This window comes from Streptomyces sp. NPDC033216 (assembly GCF_055577115.1).
This window is the reverse complement of sequence record NZ_JBVIQK010000019.1, coordinates 56011-73470: the sequence shown is the minus strand read 5'-3', so window position 1 is coordinate 73470 and position 17460 is coordinate 56011. Positions and strand designations below refer to the sequence as shown.

12 protein-coding genes, 1 pseudogene and 1 CRISPR repeat array (1 of these 14 only partly in view) are annotated in these 17460 nt (G+C 69.2%); of the genes and pseudogenes, 6 read left to right on the top strand and 7 right to left on the bottom strand.

Going from position 1 to position 17460, the window contains the following annotated elements; translation table 11 throughout:
- Positions 1-593: 593 nt before the first annotated feature.
- The gene (locus ACZ5Y0_RS28040) at positions 594-1229 is read right to left on the bottom strand and encodes a hypothetical protein (RefSeq protein WP_469131538.1); all 636 of its coding nucleotides are present in this window, start codon (positions 1227-1229) and stop codon (positions 594-596) included.
- A gap of 884 nt (positions 1230-2113) precedes the next feature.
- Here ACZ5Y0_RS28040 and ACZ5Y0_RS28035 point away from each other — a divergent pair.
- Both ACZ5Y0_RS28035 and ACZ5Y0_RS28030 read left to right on the top strand, forming a co-directional pair.
- A complete protein-coding gene (locus tag ACZ5Y0_RS28035) occupies positions 2114-3193 on the top strand; it encodes a NucA/NucB deoxyribonuclease domain-containing protein (protein WP_469131470.1) in 1080 nt (359 codons plus the stop codon).
- 89 nt (positions 3194-3282) lie between these two features.
- Positions 3283-3861, top strand: coding sequence for a hypothetical protein (locus ACZ5Y0_RS28030; protein ID WP_469131469.1), 579 nt, complete (start codon positions 3283-3285; stop codon positions 3859-3861).
- A gap of 301 nt (positions 3862-4162) precedes the next feature.
- Here the strand turns inward: ACZ5Y0_RS28030 and ACZ5Y0_RS28025 are convergent, their stop codons facing one another.
- The 3 genes from ACZ5Y0_RS28025 to ACZ5Y0_RS28015 form a co-directional block, all read right to left on the bottom strand.
- Positions 4163-4657 carry a lamin tail domain-containing protein gene (locus ACZ5Y0_RS28025; RefSeq protein WP_469131468.1) on the bottom strand — a complete coding sequence of 165 codons (495 nt, stop codon included), beginning with the start codon at positions 4655-4657 and terminating at the stop codon, positions 4163-4165.
- A gap of 471 nt (positions 4658-5128) precedes the next feature.
- Positions 5129-6037 carry a hypothetical protein gene (locus tag ACZ5Y0_RS28020; protein WP_469131467.1) on the bottom strand — a complete coding sequence of 303 codons (909 nt, stop codon included), beginning with the start codon at positions 6035-6037 and terminating at the stop codon, positions 5129-5131.
- Between the two features lie 275 nt (positions 6038-6312).
- A complete protein-coding gene (locus ACZ5Y0_RS28015; RefSeq protein ID WP_469131466.1) occupies positions 6313-8748 on the bottom strand; it encodes a WD40 repeat domain-containing protein in 2436 nt (811 codons plus the stop codon).
- A gap of 653 nt (positions 8749-9401) precedes the next feature.
- Between ACZ5Y0_RS28015 and ACZ5Y0_RS28010 the strand changes: the two are divergent.
- Positions 9402-9610 (top strand): annotated as a pseudogene (locus tag ACZ5Y0_RS28010) (telomere-protecting terminal protein Tpg); the annotation flags it as partial.
- Between the two features lie 113 nt (positions 9611-9723).
- Here the strand turns inward: ACZ5Y0_RS28010 and ACZ5Y0_RS28005 are convergent.
- Positions 9724-11040, bottom strand: a complete 1317-nt coding sequence (locus ACZ5Y0_RS28005) for a helix-turn-helix transcriptional regulator (RefSeq protein ID WP_469131465.1) — start codon at positions 11038-11040, stop codon at positions 9724-9726.
- A 197-nt stretch (positions 11041-11237) separates the two neighbouring features.
- On the opposite strand from ACZ5Y0_RS28005, the gene ACZ5Y0_RS28000 reads away from it, so the two are divergent.
- Positions 11238-12284, top strand: coding sequence for an NAD-dependent epimerase/dehydratase family protein (locus ACZ5Y0_RS28000; RefSeq protein WP_469131464.1), 1047 nt, complete (start codon positions 11238-11240; stop codon positions 12282-12284).
- Between the two features lie 5 nt (positions 12285-12289).
- Here the strand turns inward: ACZ5Y0_RS28000 and ACZ5Y0_RS27995 are convergent, their stop codons facing one another.
- Complete coding sequence (locus ACZ5Y0_RS27995) at positions 12290-13120, bottom strand: glycosyltransferase family 2 protein (protein WP_469131537.1); 831 nt, start codon at positions 13118-13120, stop codon at positions 12290-12292.
- A 307-nt stretch (positions 13121-13427) separates the two neighbouring features.
- Entirely contained in the window at positions 13428-13577 is a 150-nt protein-coding gene (locus ACZ5Y0_RS27990; RefSeq protein ID WP_469131463.1) for a hypothetical protein, read from the bottom strand.
- Positions 13578-13661: 84 nt separating this feature from the next.
- Between ACZ5Y0_RS27990 and ACZ5Y0_RS27985 the strand changes: the two genes are divergently transcribed.
- Together ACZ5Y0_RS27985 and ACZ5Y0_RS27980 are read left to right on the top strand one after the other, a co-directional pair.
- The gene (locus ACZ5Y0_RS27985) at positions 13662-13934 is read left to right on the top strand and encodes a hypothetical protein (protein WP_469131462.1); all 273 of its coding nucleotides are present in this window, start codon (positions 13662-13664) and stop codon (positions 13932-13934) included.
- 11 nt (positions 13935-13945) lie between these two features.
- Entirely contained in the window at positions 13946-15298 is a 1353-nt protein-coding gene (locus ACZ5Y0_RS27980; RefSeq protein ID WP_469131461.1) for a hypothetical protein, read from the top strand.
- Positions 15299-16325: 1027 nt separating this feature from the next.
- Positions 16326-17460: direct repeats of the CRISPR family, unit length 29 nt; unit sequence CGGCTCACCTCCGCTCGCGCGGAGAGGAC (it continues 3896 nt past the right edge of the window).

Here is a 17460-nt window from a genome sequence, read left to right as displayed (position 1 = left end):
AGCACCGCGTGGGGGCGCGATCCGGGTTGGATGCGTGCCACTTTGCGCACCGCAGCCCGCCTGGCCAGCAGTGGCACTCGTCCGAGGCAGGAGGTGATGGCCGGTCACACGAACTCCGCTCAAGTGTGGGGGTGGCGAAGGCTCTCACGCCGGTCGACTCGATATCCCGCGAACGCGAACGCTGATCCGAGATAGGGGAGTTCACCTTGTTGCGGCGCAAACAACAGCGCGCACAAGATAGCCCACGTTGCGGATTAAGTCCTATAGGGGACGCGCCCTGTTGCCCGCGCCCCGGAAAGGCCGGGGGAGGAGAGGTGGCCTCCGGGCGGGCGCAGCTGATCCCGTTGCGCCGGGACCGCATCGGGTTCGTCTTCGAGCCGTTCAACCTGTTGCTCATCCTGAAGGACCTGGAGAACATCACAGCGGAGCCGGTGCAACTACAAAGAGGAAACCGCTGTTGGCCGCGTTGCCTACTCCTGTCGGCGTCACGTCATGAAGTACCCAGGTAGGTACACGCAAACGTACTCACTGCATCGCCCGCGACGCCTCTCCCTGGCCCTGCCTTCGTGGCTGGGGTGGCGGTTCCGGCCGTCCTACGACTCTGGTGGGACGGCCGGACCGGGCAGGTCGAGAACGCGGGCGAGAGCCGTTGTGACGGGAGCGCAGTAGTCAGGCAAGTGCCCGAATGCCCAGTCGGCTGCCAGCGCGAGGAAGTCAGCCAAGTCGCGCTCGGCGCCGGCGAGTAGGTGGTGGAGCTCGGTGATGGGCAGTGTGATCACCGGACTGTCGCGCTGCTCTGCGTTGACAGTGAGTCTGACGATGCCGCCGAAGCGCTCCGCAAGCGGTGACACGGGAGAGTGGCCAAATCCGAGCGGGTTACCGTCGTCGGCGAACCGATGCCAGTCGCGCCAGCTCTCCAGCCCGTCACAGCAGCCAGGCAGGAAGGTGACGCTCGTGGAGGTGTCGATGACTCGCAGACCGCCCGGCGCGACGATGTCGTTCTCAAGCGTGAGCAGTCCGCGCAAGAAAGAGCCGAAAGCGTTGGCTAGCCGTGGTATGTGATCGTCATCCGAGTCGACCCCGTTGTAGTCGGCGATGCGCATCACGACCGCCCCTACTTCGGCGGGTGAGAGCTCACCGCTGAGGCGCAGGAAGCTGAACGGCTCGAAGTCAGCGACAGGCCAAAGATCGAAGCCGTCAGGTGCGTCCATCTCCAGGACGGGCTGCATCGTGATCACTCTGGGAAGTGTTCCGTACCCGCCGCCCGTATCGCCTCCCGATTACGCCGAGCTTCCTCGTCACGGTCGACCGGGCTGAGCACCTTCGGCTGTACTGCCCTGCGCAAAAAGAGGTGTACGCCGACAACTCCCACGTCACAGGCGGTCCACGGCCTGCCCAGAAGCAGGGCACCGGATACCGCGAGAAGCAAGAGCCACCGCCGCCCCGAGACCCCCATGCAACTGTCAACTCCCCACATGCCCCCGTTCGCCGTCCGTTGCGGGCAGCACCGGATCCGCACCGCTCATCACTGCCGCATCCACGCGGTTCCTCGGCACTGACCAACAGGGAACGGACACCCCTGGACCCTGGGAATCACATGATCCGCCGGACAGTGCCCAGCTCGCTTGCGTCGGACGATACGGTCCTTCTCCCTATCTGCGAGTCGCGGCGGCATCTTCGGTGTGCGCCATGCTTCTGGGCTGCGAGCCTGCCTCGTGGCGCGCAGGGATGAGGTGCGCTACGCCATGATGTCTCGGACACGCGCCGACGGCGGACAAGCAGCCCCCGCCTACTGCCTCTACCGGCACTACCTGTCGCTCGGCGAGCGGGACACCTCCAACTCCCGACTGGGCGGTCATCGACCTGGCCGATCCCCGCCCGGCCCGTCACCAGATGCTCAGCCGCAGCAGCCGAGCCACCGGCGACTGCAAGCCGTTGGTGAGGCTTGTCCATCCTCCCGCCCGATTGACTGGAATCGGCCATCAACGTGCGGTATCCGCTCGCCTATGCCCGAAACAGAGCAAATCACTATGCGATCTTTGCGTCTCCTGTGCTTGTATGGCGTCAACGCGCGGCGGGGGCAAACGAGTTGACCAACGGTGGCCCCTGTCGCATGCGACAACACCGGGGGTACAACTTGAAACTGATCAACCTGTTCGCCACGGGGGCCGCGGGACTGGGGTTGCTGGTAACGGCGGCTGCCCCGTCAGCCACGGCCAGCGAACCCGACGGCAGCCGGCTGCGCGTCACCGTCACCTCACCCGCCACCGGCTCGCCCACGGCCCAGGCCCGCGCGGTCGCCGGTCCGGCAGCCGCCGCGACCTGCACGATCAACCGCATCACGATCAACCGCTTCAGCGAGTGCGAGTGGGTCACCGTCCACGTCGACGTCATCCAGGTCGTCAACGGACGCCCCGTCATCAAGGGCACCGCGGACTTCAGCGTCAAGCACCAGATGACGCTGAAGACCAACTCCGCCAACTGGAGCGAGAAGTTCACGGTCTCCAAGGCCACGACCACCGGCCAGGGCAGGGGCGTCCACGTCAACGCCGCCGCCAAGTCCGGCGGCGGCACCAAGGCGACCGTGTCCTTCCCACAGGGTCACACCCTCGACAGCGCGGCGAGCGGCTCGGTCGCCTACAAGACCACCATCGCCCCCAAGAAGATCCTCGCCAAGGCGAAGACCACCTACACCTACACCTTCACCAAGGCCGGCTACAGCCCTGGCAAGGTCTCCTACGCCTCGGCCGTCTACCGCTGCGACAACTACTACGGCAGCACCCGCACCAACCGCTCCGGCTGCGCCATCCCCGAGGTGCCCACCGGGGTGAGCATGGTCGGCCTGGCCCGCATCGACGAAGGCATCCGCAACCTGCGCGCCCGCGGCGGCCACTACGGCGACCCCAACGGCGGCAAGCCCCTGCACTGGATGATCAACAAGACCAAGGAGGCCCAGCACCGCACCGCGGTGTGCCCGCGCACCGCCCCGGCCGACATGCGCCGCGCCGGACGCACCTCCTGCGACGAATACCCCTTCGCCTCCACCTACGAGGGCGGCACCACACTCGCCGCCGGACAGCGCGAGATCACCTGGGTCAAAGTGCAGGAAAACAAGTCCCAGGGCGGACGCATCACCGCGTGGCGCGGCCAGATGCATGTCATGGACCACGATCCCTTCTACGTGATCGCCTGACCGACCGCCGATACACTCCCCTGAGCCAGGGTGCCCCGTTCCCGCGTCACCCGGGAACGGGGCACCGACCGTGTCCAAGGAGGCTTGTCATGCTGGTGCGCGCGTCCTCGTTCACCGTCGACCTGGGGGAGAACGGCTACCTCATCGGCTTCACCGACGACTACGCATACCCCGCCGACATGCCCTTCGGATGGCGCTGCGGCCCGGCCACCGGTGACGCCAACGCCGTCGTCCTGACCACCACCGACACCGGCCCTCTCCACCTGACCGTCCAAATCCACGACGGCCCGCCGCCACCGGAGACCGGCGGCGACTGGGAGCCGGCGGAGGAGATGAGCCTGCGCATCGAAGCGCCCGCACTCTGCCTCGCGACCCTGGAGCAGGGAGACATCCTGGACGCATGGCCCCAGGACCAGGACCCCCTCGATGCCCCACCCTCGGACAGCGGAGACTGGGTGCGCATGCGTCTGTACTGCCACGCCGACGATCCCGAACCCGGCATCGGCGACCACGGGGAACGGCACTTGGCCCAGTTCTGGCCCGCACCCCACACGCCCCCCGTCCACCCCGACATCACCGAGGCCGACCGGCAGGCCCGTGCCGAGTACGCCGCGGACCAGGCCCTGCCCGTGGACGACTACACCATCACCTACCCCGACGTTCATTAGCCGCGGGCGGTGGAGGGCGGCCGGTGCGGTCGCTGCACTGCCTTGCCGGCACCGTACCCCTTCACCGCATGACAGGGGTGCCTCCACCCGCTGCCCTTCGACCTCGTAAAAGGAGCGGCGTTCCGGGCAGGCATACGGCACCGGAACCGGGGACCTCGGGGCCGCCTGCACGGGTCCTAGGCGGCTTCAGCGGGCCATCCCGAACACGCCCCGGGCGCGTAGTTCAGGCGGAAGACTCGATGACATGCGTGCGCCCTCCTCCCGGCTGGCCGGGGGAGGGCGGGGTGCTGTTCGGCGGGTGTCAGCCGTGGTAGTTGATGTAGCCGTTGCCGTCGGTGTCGTTGGCGCGCTTGGTGTAGGAGTGGACGTCGGCCTTGGCGCCGCTGGGCTTGAGCAGGTAGATGGTGTCCTTGTCGTTGTTCCAGATGAAGTTGCAGTTCTGGCGGTAGACGACGTTGCCGGCGTCGGAGTTGGCGCCCTTGCCGCCGCGGAGCTTGACGTAGTCGCCGGGCTCGAGGGTGTGGCTGGCGGTGAAGGTGTACTTGTTGCCGGCGGCGTCCTTGACGACGTAGCCCTTGAGGTTGACCTTCGCGGTACGCGAGTAGTTCTTGATGGTCAGGTACTCGTTCTTGGTGTTGCCGCCCGAGCACCGGTTGGAGTCAGAACCGGGAGCGTCGTACTGGACGCCCTTCACCTTCAGTGCGGACGAGTATTCGGCGGCCTGAGCCGGACCGGCAGTGACAGCGGCGGCCGAGATAGCCGCAGCAACGGCGGCCAGCGCGTGGCTGATACGCATGAGGAATCCCCCCTCAGTGGTGCGAACAGAGCCCACGGAGCATACCGAACGTGATCATCAAGTGTGCTAGATGTGCGCAGAAGGCAAAGACTGGTCCGCACTCGACAAGAAGGGACCAACCCCGCGCGCGCGGGGCCGGTCCCTTCTTGTCGAGTGCGTGGACCGCGACGGGCTGTCCCACTGCTCCCCGCGCCCGCGCGGATGGTCCCGTACGCGCAGGCCCGATGGCGGCGAGGGCATCCGCCATCGCCGGGGCGACGTCCTTGTGCTGCTTCAACGCCGCGAGGAACGCGCGGTCGTCCAGGTCCTTGGTGACGCCGAGGTCGGCGAAGGTGTCCACGTAGGCGGCCTTGGCTGATCGTGCTACGGGGCCAGGTATGTGCCAGTCTCGCGGTGCAGATACCCATCGAGGGGCTGGACGTTGGAGCCGAGCTTTTGGGTGTAGGCGACGGTGTACCTCTGGTACCCGCTTCAGCGCTGTGCCGCCCGACGGTTTGGGAGGACGTGTTCGGTGGCCGTGCAGCCCTTCTGACTCATCTCGCCGACACACCCCCATCCCGTGGCCGGGACGTACTCGAAGTACTGGAGGGGCCGCTGCGGGACGGCCTCGGTGGTGAAGGTCCGGGAACTGCCTGGGATGCGCTGCCGGTGGGAGCCGGTCGTGTCGGTGTAAGAGGCGACGATATGCCACTCGCACGTGTGCGTGGACACCTCGGGTTGGATACGAAAGGCCATGTTTGCCTGCCCGTTGCCCAGGTCAACGACCGTGTGGCGGAAGTACAGCTCACCCTGCGAAGCGCCCTCGTCCAGGACGTACGGTCCATTCGGATTGTCCTCAGCCCCGCCGGTCAGGTCCCACAACAGGCCCTGCCGAGGCTCGGACCCGGCGGGCGGTAGGTTGACGACGGTCTGCGCGCTGGGTGCTCGGCACGAGTCCTTGACGGCCGTCATACCGTTGATCGTGAGTCCGGCGCTGCGGTCGCTGTTCAGGTTCAGGTTGAACGACTGGGCCTGCCCGCGCCGCCGGTTGCCGTCCTCGAAGGGCCTCACATACGACGGATGCTCCACGATCCGGCCGCCCAGTTGCTTCAGGAACGCCCAGACTCGCGACGCGTCCCCTGTCGTGGCGGTGAGGGCGGCCTGCTCAGGTGCGGTCAGCGGCCGGTCAAGCAGCACGACGATGGCCTCGGGCATGTACTGGTCGTAGTCGTGGGGCGTGACGGTGGAGACGAAGGCTGGCTGCTCCCGGTCGACTGTCTTCTCTGCTCGCTTGTCCGAGCGCGCGCGGTCGGTGACCGTCGAGCGGTCCAGAACGAAGGTGACGTAGTAGGCGAGGAGGAGCCCCGCCAGAGCCAGGGCTGCCGTAACGGCCACGTACACCGCGCGATGTCTGGGCGGAAGTCCGCGAAGTCCCGGCAGGCGCTCATCGGCCCAGGCGCCCAAGCCGGTCCGCCCGGATGACTCGGAGCCTGGCGGTCCGGGCCATGGGCTCTCAGGGGCGCCGTCGAGCACCCGGCCGTTCCGCGCGGCGGGTGTCGGCGCCGCGGTGCGCTCTCCCTCCTCCGGTACGTCCGGGCCGGAGGAGGAAGGGGAGGCTGGGGTCGTAGCCATGGAATCTCCGAACTGTGCCCAGGGCAGAGGGCAGCAGAGGGCCGTCAACGGGTGGGGGAGGCCGGGCACACGGGATCATCCGGCAGGTCGGTGAGGTAGCGTGCGCGTTCCTGCGCCGTGAAGTCCCGGCGGAGCGCCCGGCAGATCCGGGTCATTGCCCCGTCCGCGTCGGGAAGCGCGGTGTCCCACAGCCGTATGGCGCTGGCGGTGTCGCCCACAGTGGCGAGAGTGGTGCCGTCCGGACTGAACGCCATCTGCTCCTGCGCCTCGTCGGGGGAGAGGACGAAGCGGTGGCGCTGCTCGCCGGTGGCCACGTCCCACAACAGCACCGAGCCGTCGCTCCCAGCGGCGGCGAGGGTGGTGCCGTCGGGATTGAACACCACGGCCTGCACCTGGACCCGGCCCGTACTCTCCTCGAAGGCGAGGGCGTGGCGCTGCTTGCCAGTGGTCACGTCCCACAACCGCGCCGTGCCGTCGTCGCCACCGGTGGCAAGGGTCGTGCCGTTCGGGCTGAACGCCAGGTTCTCCAGTCGCGCCCTGGCCAGTCCGGGTCCGTCAACGGCCAGGGTGCGCAGCTTCTTCCCGCTCTTGGTGTCCCAGAGCCGCACGGTTCCCACGGTGTCGGCGGTGGCGAGGGTGGTGTTGTCCGGACTGAGGGTGACCGAGGCCACTTCGCTCCCTCCGACAGTGAGGGTCTGGCGCTTCTCGCCGGTGGCCACGTTCCACAGCCGCACGACACCCTCATCGTCGCCCTTGATAGCGGTGGTGACGAGAACGGTGCCGTCCGGGCTGAACACCTCGTCATGCACGAAGCTCTCGTGACCGGTGAAGACCTGAAGCTGGTCGCCGGTGGCCAGATCCCACAGCCGCACGACGCCCTCATCACTGTCGGTGGCGCTCGCCGCGACCATGGTCGTGCCGTTCGGACTCAGCTCCCAGACGCTGTCCCAGCGGTCGGTCCCTGGGAAGGGGCGTTCTTCTCCCGTGGCGTGGTCCCACAGCCGCACGACGGCCTTTCCATCACCTCCATCACCGCTGACGGTGGTGAGAGAGGTACCCCAGGCGTTGAAAGCCATGTGGTACACCTCTGTGGCCTTACCGTGATCGAGCACATGGCGCTCCTGGCCGGTGGTCGTGTCCCACAATCGGGCCGTGCCGCCCTCGACGCTGCCGGTGGCGAGGGAGCGGCCGTCGGGGCTGAAGGAGATGTCGGACACCTCGCCCCGGTGGCCGGTGAGCCTGCGGGGCACCTTGCCGAACTTCCCGCCGGTGGCCGCCTCCCACAAGTACAGCCCGCCATTGTCCAGGCCGTAGGCGAGCGTACGGCTGTCGGGACCGAACGCCAGCGCGTTGATCACGCCGTCCTTGACGGGGAGGGCGTCGATTTTCCCGCCCGTCGCCGCCTTCCACACCGACAGGGCGGTGGCCGTGTTGGTGGCGAGGAGGGTGCCGTCCGGACTGAACGCCACATCGTAGACCTGGGCGGTCCTGGCGGGATTGATGGTGCGGCGTTCCGCGCCGCCGGCCGGGTCCCACACCCGGACCGTACCGTCGGCGCCACCGGTGGCGAGGGTGCCGCCTTCCGGGTCGAAGGAGAGGTCGAGCACCGCGCCCTGGTGCCCGGTGAGGGCGCGGCGCTGCTTGCCGGTGGCCACGTCCCACAGCCGGACGGTGCCGTCGTTGCCACCGGTAGCAAGGGTCGTGCCGTCCGGGCCGAAGGCCACGGCATTAATCCAGCTTTTGTGGCCGGTGAGGGTGCGGCGCTTCTCGCCGGTGGCGACGTCCCACACGTGCGCTAGGCCGTCGGCGCCGCCGGTGGCGATCAGCGCGCCGTCTGGGCTGAACGCCACGGAGAACACCCCGCCGAGGATGTGGTCGAGGGTGTGCAGCTCCCGGCCTGTGGCAATGTCCCACAGCTGTGCCCTGGGGTCGGCTCCGCCGGTGGCGAGGAGGGCGCCGTCTGGGCTGAACGCCACGGAGGCCACCGCCTTCGCATCGGTGCGAAAGCTGCCCGTCAGGCCAGCGTCGGCGGCGTGGTAGAGGCTGGCGACGGCTTCCTTGGTGGGGCTGGTCCGGTACGCCTTGACAGCCAGCAGCGAGGCCAGTTCGAGATTTGAGTCGAACAGCATTTCGGACTGGGTGGCCAATTGCTTGGATTGGGCCCGGCGTTCTGCGGCGACGGCGTCCCGTACGGCGGATTCGGCGGTCTGTGCAGACTGGTATTGCCAGAAGGCCAGGCCGACGGCGATCAGGGTGAGGGCGAGCAGGCTGGCCAGGACGAGGGGGGACCTGCTGCTGCGTGGCGGGCCGAGCAACATCACCAGCCGGTTGCGGCGCGATGCCTCCGGCGCCCCGTCCACCGCGGCGGCCCGCCAGCGGTAGAACCACCTGGCGCCCCGCGCGGTTGACGGCTTCGGTTTCTGGGAGACAGCAGCCTCCCGCACAGCCCACTCGTCCTCGTCTTCTCCGGTCACCACCATGGCGCCCGCCACCCCCGCTCGCTCTCCGCCATCATGCCGTCACGGTTTGTTCGGCATTCGGGTCAGCATGTTGGAGCGATAAGGGAGTTGTCCACCGCACGGCGTCCGGTGAGTCGTCACGAGTGAGCCATCCCGCACCGCCGCAATTCCACTCCGGTGGTGCCAACCCGGCTCGGCGGCGCGCTCAGCTGTGAGGGAGGGTAGGCAAGGCTGGCGGAGGCGTTGTCGTCCCATCCGTCGTCGCGCTGCATGGAGCGCAAGGGGCTGGCCCAGGCACCCTGTTGGCGATGCCCATGCCGTCGTGTTCCTTGCGGCGGGCACCGAGGCGGGCTCAAACAGTGCCTAGGCCTCTCCGAGGGGGTGATGGCGGGTGGGAGGGGGAGGATGCGTTGTCCGTAGGCCCTGGGTGAGAGGTGGGGAGTCGGCGGCGTTGGGAGTCCTGTGTGGGTGTTTTCTTGGCGAGTTTGTGCAGGAGGCGGGGCTGTCTTCGACGGTGTGGTCTTCGGTGAGGGTCTTGCTGAAGGTTTACATGACGGCGTCGGGGCCGGTAGGGCGGTTGGGGTCAAAGGCGGGCTGCCGGCGTCCGGGACGGAGGGGGTGAAGGTGTCAAATCAAGGGCGGGGACGCCGTCCTGGACGAAGGGGAGTAGAGCGGTGGGGGAGATCGAGGACGCCATCGAGCGCGCCGACCGCGAAGCGTTCACCCGCGAGCCGTCCAAGACGCTGAAGGGCCGGATCGCCACCTGATCCGACAACTGGGCAGTGCCAAGGCCGTCGCACGCGAGATGGGGGTCACCGCCGACTCCGTCAACCGCTACCGGCGCGGCGCCTGCAAGCACGCCCGCCCGGACGTCGCCGCGGAGCCCCCCGCACACGCACCTGCCACCCGCTGTGCGCGGCTCGGCCGGCGTTTCATAGCTCGCATGCGACAGCGCCTGGCCATCGACTGGTTGCAGTACATCCGGCGCCGCCCGCGTCACACGGCGAGGCGTTCTCGGGCGTACTCGCGTAGCTCGACCATCGGCTGCTCGGTGCGGTCGCCGGTACGGCGGATGAAGGCGTGGACCAGATCGACGCAGCGGGCAGCGTCTGAGTCGAGGGCGGTGTCGAGGGCGGCGCGGGCGTCGGCGGCGGCTGCCGAGGTATCCCGGCGGTGCAGTGAGCTTTCAGCCCGGTAGGTCAGGAACACCGCCTTCGTGCGGGCGCGCCGTGGCTGTAGCTCGTCGAGGCCTGCGTCGATCGCGGTGGCGGCGCGTTGCGGGTCGCCGAGGTCGAGCCAGCACCGTCCGGCGTCGGCGTTGACATCTGCCATCGACATCCACGAAATGATCGGGGGCGTGTGCTGGGGGTGTATCCGCTGAAGCTCGGTCTCGGCGGATGCCAGTGCGCGCTGAGTTGCCTGCCGGTCTTGCAGTACCGCGCAGGCCCGGGCGCGGCGTACGTCCAGCAGGGAGCGGGTGGCCGACGTTCGGGTGCGGGAGCGGGCGTGCTCGAGGACCTTCACGGCGTCGTCGGGCCTGGACAGCCAGGTGGCCTGGTAGGCGAGGTCGGACAGGGCGACGGCGGCCAGATCGCGGTCCCCGGCCTGGTGCGCGGCGTGGACGGCGGCCTGCCAGTGGCGCTGGGCGTCGGCGTGGCGGTCGGCGTCGAAGCGCAGCCACGCGGCGCAGTGCGCGAGTTCGGCGGCCACAGCGTGCAGGCGGCGGCCGACAGCCTCGGTGTACCGGTCCTGTGCGATGAGACCGATGACAGTGCTCAGGTGCGCGTCGATCAGGCCGGACACCTGCCGGTGCGGCCCGGACGTGAGAGCGCGCAGCTCACCGGATCGCTGCTCCAGCCACCGCAGCAGCTCCTGGTCGACCATCTGCCCGTCGAGGGCCTGGGAGAGGTGGCGCGGCTCGATGCGAGCCCAGTCGGCGGCGATGTCGACCAGGGCGCTGCTGCTGAGCACCAGGAAGGATCGTCGGTCCATGCGGGTGACCTGCACCTCTCTCAGGGCGGCTCGGCTGCCCGACGGGCTGAACGGGGCGGGTTCCTCGAACGCGGGCAGCCAGGTGGGCCAGGCAAGACGGCCGACCGTGGCGGCGGGAACCTCGAAGACGGCGGCCAGCAGCAGCTGGCTTTCCTCGCTCGGCTTGGTGCCGCCTGCCTCCCACAGCCAGATCCGGTTGCGGTCGACGCCGCTGCGCAGACCGCGCCGCCGGGCCTCGGCCCGTATCAGGCGGGCGAGGTCGTTCATGGACCAGTGGTGCCGGCGGCGCAGGTGCGTCAGTGGATGCTGGTCGAGGTCCATACCGCCCCCGCGATATCGCCTTCCGTCGTGTCACCACCACCATGCCCCAGCGGAAAGGGAGTTGCGCTGGTTTCGGCACGGCGGGCACACACCGGCCACACAGCCATCCCCTGGAGCGCGGCACACGGGCGGTGGTGTCCTCGATATCTCCACGCCACGCACCCCGCGTGGCGGTGTCAAGAAGGGTGACCCTAGCCGTGAACGCAACCGATCGCCTCGCTGTTCTGTCCGGCGCCACCGTGGCGGTGACCGGCGGTTTCGGACTGGTCGGCAGCCGTATCGTGCACAAGCTCCGCGCGATCGGCGCCAAGCCGCTGGCCGTGGGGCGGCTGGACGCCTACGGCTTACCGGTCTGCTCCTCCGTGTTCCACATCTCCCCGAGCGACTCCGACGTCATCTCCGGTGACATCACCGACTCGGCGCTGATGGATCACGTCGTGGGACGCGCCGACTACGTGATCCATGCCGCCGCCCTGGCCGACGTCGCCGAATGCACCCGCAACCCGACCGCGGCGCTGCAGGCCAACGTCCACGGCACCCAGACCGTGCTGGACGCCGCCGCCCGGCACCACGGCACATTGAAACGCCTGGTGTTCGTGTCCTCGGCCAGCGTGTACGGCATCGGGGCCGGCTCCACCACCGCAGGCGCCCGCTTCAGCGAGGAGGACCCACTGCGGCCCGCGTCGGTGTACGCCAACACCAAACTGTGGGGCGAACACCAGACCGCCCTGACCCTGGGCGGCGCCGACCACTCCTACACCGTCGTGCGCTACTTCTCGGTCTACGGCGAACCACAGGTGGTCAAGGAGAACTCCCACAGCTGGGTCGTGGCGTGGTTCGCGATGCGGGCCGCGCTCGGGCTGCCGCTGCACCTCAACGGCGGCGGCCGCCAGGTCCGCGACTTCGTCCACGTCGACGACATCGCCGACGCGACCCTGCTGGCGGCCGTCACCGACCGCGCCCACCAAGCAACCGTCAACGTCGGCACCGGCCGTGCCACCTCCATCCGGCAGGTCGCCGACCTGGTGCGCCACCACCATCCCGCAGCCCAGATCCTTGACACTCCCCGGCCACAAGGTGACCCGCTCGGGGCGTGCGCCGACATCACCCGCATGCGTGAGGTGCTGAACTGGGCGCCCCTAGTGGACATCGAGGCGGGCGTGCGCCGCTACCTTCAGTGGCTGGAGCGGACCCCCGAAGCGATCCCGGCGTGGCTGCGCGCCCAGGCCCGCGCGGCCGCGTGAGCCGCTCAGATCACGGGAGGCCGGCCAAGACGGGTAAGCCGCACGACGGTGCGCCAGCGCATCGGACGGCGGCGCCCGCACGAGGTGCGCCACCCTTCAGCGAACCCGCTGAACCAGGCCCGCAGCCCGGCGAGGCTGCGGGTGCGGGCCAGCGTCACCGTCACCCACACCAACAGATACACCGGCACCAGGACGGCCGGCAAGTGCCGGCGTGCCAGGTAGACCCGATTGCGGGCGTTCACCCGGTAGAAGAAGGAGTGCCGGGCCGGGGAGGTCCGCGGGTGCTGCAGCAGCAGCCGCGGGTCGTACAGGACCCGCCATCCGGCGTCGATCGCCCGCCAGGCCATGTCGGTCTCCTCATGGGCGAAGAAGAACGCATCGGGCCAGTGCCCGACCTGCTTCAGCATCTCCGTGGACAGCACGTGCGCGCCGCCCAGAAAGCCGGTCACCAGGCCGCCGCGCATCGGATCGCCAGCCCGCAGCCGGGGCACGTGGCGACGCTGCGTCACCCCGCTCTCATCAGCAATGCGAAAGCCCACGATGCCAAGCCGGGGATCGGCCTCGAACAGCGCAGTGATTCGAGCGAACACGTCATCGGAGACGAGCAACCCGTCATCGTCCAGATCCAGGACCAAGTCGACGTCCCGCAGGTGCTCCAGGGCGGCGTTGCGGCCGCCGGTCACTCCCAGGTTCTCGGGCAGCTGCACCGTCTCCACCCACGGAGGCAGGTCCGCCACCGAGCACCCGTTGCCGACCACCACGACCCGCGCCGCAGGCGCTGTCTGCGCATGGACCGAGGCCAGCAGCTCCGCCAGCTCCTTGGGCCGCGTGCCCATGGTCACGATCGCCACGCCCAGCTTCACGCCTGCCCTGACCCATCTGCTCGAAGGACGCCATGTCCGACAAAACCCACCACCATGCCTGCCTGCGGGACCTCGCCCAGCAGCGTCGACTGCCCGATCACCAGCCGATAAACCAAATGACACTGGAGTGGATCGCGCGTAGCCGTCCAGTGAACTTCCCTGCCGCGCCCAGCTTGCCACGCCCGGGGCTGATGCTCGTACCCGAGCAATCCTGGTTCGCGGGCCCGCGCCTGGCGGACACTCCAACCACGGCATCCGCCACAACGCCCGGGTCAGCCTGCTAGCCGCGCTCCTCGCCGAGCACCTGGGCCTCGACGACGATGACATCGCCGCGGTGTGCGCGGCCGGAGCGGTCCATGACTGCCGGCGGCTCGACGACCGGGATGATCCCGGCCACGGGCAGCGGGCGGCAGCGTGGTTCCGACAGCACGCGGCCGCGGTCACCACGACCCCGGGCCGCGAGGTACCAGCGGCCGCACTGGAGCGGACCACGCAAGCAATCGCCGTCCACGACGTGCCCTACAGCCGTTTCACCGCCCACCAGGAGCACACCTACCGGCAGGCCCCGCACCTGACGGACATCCTCAAGGCGGCCGACTGCATGGACCGCTACCGCCTGCCGCTGAAGCGGTGGTGGCCCGACACGACCCGGCAGCGCATCGCGGTGCCCGCCTGGCTGCTCCCGACCGCGTTCACCCTCGTCCTGCACAGCGAGCAGGCCGCTCTCGACGGCGCCACCCACCACCAGGCCCTCGCCGCCGCCCACCACGTGCTTATCGCCCGATAGGAGACCACCCCGTGGACACCGACCTCGATGACGCCCACACCGACTACACCAGCCCTCACGCCCGGCCCGTCCCGCGCGGGTGCACCGAAACCGACGCCGACTGGCGCCACTACCTGCAACACGACACCCCGGGCGGATGGCTGCTCGCACACAACGCCATGACCCGCACCCTCACCAGCGGCCGCCCCATCCACCTGATGCACACCACCGTGGCGCTGGACGCCATCCGCGCAAGCGGCCAGCTGTACGCCTCCTCCGGCTGCCTGCTCGCCGCGCTGTACTGCGCGCCGCTGACCCCGACGTCGGCAGGGTTACGCCCTCACAATCTCGGCGCCTACCTGCTGCAGACCAAGCCGCACACCCGCACCCTGGTCATCGAGATCACCCCCACCAGCCCGGCCCCGGCGAAGGGCATCGACTACCTCCGGCTCGGCCGGCTCCACCTGCGCACCTACCTGGAGCACCGCACCCTGCTCACCAGCTCCGAGAACGCCCAGCTACGAGGCCGGGCACTGCAGCAGATCGACGCGACCGCCCCGTTCCTGGACATGCTGCTGGCCAACGCCACCGGCCGCCGGACGCAGCCAGCGACGTTCGTCGATCAACTCGCCACCGCCGTCCCGAACCTTCCCTTCCTCGGCTACCTGTACTTCGAGGTGCTGTCGGAATACCTGATGCTGCACTCCACCAGCCCGCAGACCAAGACGTACGCGGCCATCGGCGAGATGAACAACTGCCTCTACAAGCGCCTGGCGTTCACCGCGGTGGACGGCATGGACAAGCTGTTCGACCTGTCCCGATTCCGCCCGGACCATCAGCGCCTGTGCGACCTGATCGCCGGCATCGAGCCCGTGCTCGCTCCCGAAGCCGCGCAGTACACCAGGGACCGTCTCTCGCACCTGTTCACCGGCCTGGCCCTGGATCCTGGCGAAGACGCGACCTCCTACACCTTCCGCGAGCAGGACTTCGACGGCCTCGTCCGGACCGCGCCGTCACTGCTGGGGCAGGCCATCTTCCGCCAGACGCGGACCCTCGCACGGTATCCGCAGCTCTATCTCGCCTTCGAGCAGGCCAAAGCCCTGCACGCGTGGAACTACTGGAACGGCGAGGGGATCGCGGCCCCCTTCAACGGATTTCTCCCCAAAGGAGAGATCGGCGTCAACCCCGCCTATCCGTCAGCGGGTTGCACGGTGTGGACAGCGGACACCTGCGAACGGGGCCTGCTCCACCCGGTCGACCGGCTCGACGTCACGTTCATGCCCCGGCTGGCGGACCTGTCCATGACCGCGATGCGCCGCGACAACACCGGCAGAGCCGCCGGGCATCCGGCCACCCCGCGGCACCGCCACGAACCAGTCCCGTAACTGGACCGCACCCGCCGACTCATAGGCCAGTGGCGGCCCTCGTCTGCATCGGCCTGGCCATAGGCGCGGTGAACACCCGCTCCCAGGTCCCGTCCACGGCCACATCCGCAGCCGCATATAGACGCCCGCCAGTTGCCGTACCTTCCGGCAGATGCACCCATTGGGTGCCGGTTTTGGAACTTGAAACGCGCGCGGAGGAGCACTGGAGAGGACGTACTCGTCCCGCCGACGGCGTCTGCGAGCGGCGGCTCACCTCCGCTCGCGCGGAAAGCACGACTTCAGGGTGTCGCCCCCGTTGGCTCACCTCCGCTCGCGCGGAGAGAACGCGTGCACCAGGGCTTTGCCGCGCCCCTTCCACGGCTCACCTCCGCTCGCGCGGAGAGGACAGCGGTACGCGGCGCCGTTCCCGATCGAGTGGCGGCTCACCTCCGCTCGCGCGGAGAGGACGATTCGTCATGGCGGGACCGTACGCGGCGCCTCGGCTCACCTCCGCTCGCGCGGAGAGGACAGGCGCTCGTAGACCTCGGCGCGGGCGAGGTGCGGCTCACCTCCGCTCGCGCGGAGAGGACATCGCAGGGTCACCCGTTGTCAGTGGCGACTGCGGCTCACCTCCGCTCGCGCGGAGAGGACGAGTCGAAAAGCGCACGCTGTTCTGGCGTCAGCGGCTCACCTCCGCTCGCGCGGAGAGGACCGTGGTCACGGCTGGTCGGCGAACGGGATCAGCGGCTCACCTCCGCTCATGCGGAGAGGACTGCGCCAGCATCAGCGCGGCGTAGGCGTCGACCGGCTCACCTCCGCTTGTGCGGAGAGGACCCGATCACAATGAGAGCGATCAGCAGGTAGAACGGCTCACCTCCGCTCGCGCGGAAAGGACCAGCACGGCCCTGCCGTCCGGTCATTCTTCCGCGGTTCACCACCGCTCGCGCGAAGAGGACACAATCCACACCATCGCCGTCACGGCGGCGTGCGGCTCACCTCTGTGCGCTTGGAGAGCACCGACCAGACTTCCCTGCTGTCCACGAGAGTCCCGGTTCACCTCTGCTCGCGCGGAGAGGACCGGCAATTCCTCGAGCAGTACTCGCGCGGCCGCGATCACCTCCGCTCGCGCGGAGGGGGCTCCGGCGGGTACAGGGCGAGTTCACCGTGCGTAGGCTCATCTCCGCTCGCGCGGAGAGGACCAGATGGTCCAGGGCGACGGCACCGGCGAGAACGGCTCACCTCCGCTCGCGCGGAGAGGACACGCGCGACGACCTGAACAACATCCTCGGCGACGGCTCACCTCCGCTCGCGCGGAGAGGACCGAACCCATACCGGGCGCGGTGCCCCGAACTTCGGCTCACCTCCGCTCGCGCGGAGAGGACGACGACCTTGGCGTAGTCGTCGCCGGACAGGGCGGCTCACCTCCGCTCGCGCGGAGAGGACCCGAGAAGCCCGAATAAAGGGAACCGAGCGCCCGGCTCACCTCCGCTCGCGCGGAGAGGACAGGGGGACGATCGTGTCCGACCACAGGGCCGTCGGCTCACCTCCGCTCGCGCGGAGAGGACTCCTCACCGGTCTGTCCTCGCAGCAGGCAGCGCGGCTCACCTCCGCTCGCGCGGAGAGGACGCGGTGAAGGCCGCGTCCAGGCCATCGATGAACGGCTCACCTCCGCTCGCGCGGAGAGGACGTAGCCGGGGCCGTCCTTCTGCTCCACCCATGAGGCTCACCTCCGCTCGCGCGGAGAGGACCGCACTGGCACTACCGGATGATCGCCTGGCTGCGGCTCACCTCCGCTCGCGCGGAGAGGACCTCCTGGATCGGACCGCTGGAGCCGACGCCGCCGGCTCACCTCCGCTCGCGCGGAGAGGACATGGCAAGGACACGGCCGGGCGACCGGTCAACCGGCTCACCTCCGCTCGCGCGGAGAGGACGCCCCGGCCCCCGCCCCGCGCCCGTTCCCGCGCGGCTCACCTCCGCTCGCGCGGAGAGGACCATCACGGCGGTCAACCAGGGTGCCGCGTCGGCGGCTCACCTCCGCTCGCGCGGAGAGGACATCCCGCAACGCTACCGGCGCGCTATGACGTACGGCTCACCTCCGCTCGCGCGGAGAGGACGTCGTCGATGAGACCGCGCTGGTAGGGGCTGCCGGCTCACCTCCGCTCGCGCGGAGAGGACATGACCTG